Origin of the sequence: Gilliamella sp. Choc5-1, assembly GCF_001690595.1 — a bacterium.
GTDB classification, from domain to species: domain Bacteria; phylum Pseudomonadota; class Gammaproteobacteria; order Enterobacterales; family Orbaceae; genus Gilliamella; species Gilliamella apicola_M.
In genome coordinates this window covers 1-1783 of the sequence record NZ_LZHH01000095.1, presented here as the reverse complement: position 1 = coordinate 1783, position 1783 = coordinate 1, and the positions used below count along the sequence as shown (strand labels likewise).

General features: G+C 36.4%; 1 pseudogene. It reads left to right on the top strand.

Features of this window, described 5'->3' with window-relative positions:
* Window positions 1-955 precede the first annotated feature (955 nt).
* Window positions 956-1783 (top strand): annotated as a pseudogene (locus A9G35_RS13935) (type VI secretion system Vgr family protein); the annotation flags it as partial.

Below are 1783 nucleotides of genomic sequence, written 5' to 3'. Positions count from 1 at the left end.
TTAAGTTATAAAAAGCTAGCCAAGCAATAAAAAGCGGCAGCCTCACATTAAGTGGGGGCGATTTATTGGTTTATTTTGCCAGTTATTTTGTAAAAAATATTCAGGAGTCTATACCGTTTTAAATTCATAACAAATTGATTTAAATAAAAAAGTAAAAAGTGCCAACAACACCGTAAGGTCAATATTTCAGTTTTTTTACGCTATCAAGAAAACAGACAAATCCCCCATTTTTGTCAAAAACTTTCAGGAGTGTACTACGTTTATGTAAAAAATCCTAAAAAAATCAGACTTAAGTTATAAAAAGCTAGCCAAGCAATAAAAAGCGGCAGCCTCACATTAAGTGGGGGCGATTTATTGGTTTATTTTGCCAGTTATTTTGTAAAAAATATTCAGGAGTCTATACCGTTTTAAATTCATAACAAATTGATTTAACTAAAAAAGTAAAAAGTGCCAACAACACCGTAAGGTCAATGTTTCAGTTTTTTTACGCTATCAAGAAAACAAACAAATCCGCCATTTTTGTCAAAAACTTTCAGAAGTGTACTACGTTTATGTAAAAAATCCTAAAAAATCATGCATAAATAAACAAGGGTAACGTTATTATTATTGCTTTTTTAACCACCATTTCACCGCCAAAACAACGCGACTAAACTAACTTGAATTATTAATATTAAACAACACATCGTTAAAAATGAGTTAAATTTTGCCCTAAAATGCGCTATGATTGGTGCTGTTTAACTTATTTAGATTATCAATCAAATAACGATATTTGGTAGCTAAGCGATATTAGATAACTATATTAGATAACTATATTAGATAACTATATTAGATAACTACATTCGATAGCTATATTTAATAACTAAAAGCAATAATATTAACCATTTAAATCATAACAACAAACCAAAGGTATTCCCTTTTGTTCTAATTAAATCAATAAATAAGGAAAGGAAAAAACATGGCAAGTGCGTTAGAGCGTCTTTTAGAGCAGCTTGATGACGGGATATTGGGTCATTTAAAAAAACTGAGCCATAATCGCTATACCTTAGCTGTTGAGGGGCTAAGTTCGCCGGTGTCGGTGTTACAGGTTAAAGGCGATGAGCGGCTTAACCAGCCGTGGCATTATACCCTTGAATTTACCAGTCCCGATAAAGCCCTTGCCATTGATTCACTGCTTAACCAAAACGCCACTTTCTCATTTAATCCCTTTTTAAACCAGCCATTAACAGAAGCAATACGCTCACTAGGTGGCTTACCTGCTATCAGTGACGGGCGCATACTTCATGGGGTGGTTACCGCATTTAGTCAGCTATCGGTCAGTAAAGAGCAAGCGCATTATCAAGTTGTTTTATCATCCCGCTTAGCGTTGTTAGCCATGAAAAAACAGTGTGCCATTTTTCAAAACTAAAGCGTGGTAAGTGTAGTGGAATCGATACTGCGCAGCCATGGTTTTACCGGCATTGATTACCGCTTGGAATTAAAAGACACCTACCCGTCTCGAGAATTTATTACCCAATGGCAAGAAAGTGACCTTGAGTTCATACAACGCTTATTGGCGGATGTGGGGATTTGGTTTCGCTTTGAAACCCATGCTGAGCACAACTGTGATGTCATGGTGCTAAGTGATTATGAGCAAGGTTATGCTCAGGTTGCTGATATTGATAACAAACCACCGAGTGGCACCTTAGATGGTGGCACTGAAAGCGTTTGGGATATTCGCTTACACAGTGCCGTGGTGGCCTCATCAGTTGAGGTAAATGATTATAACTATCGAACCGCCAATACG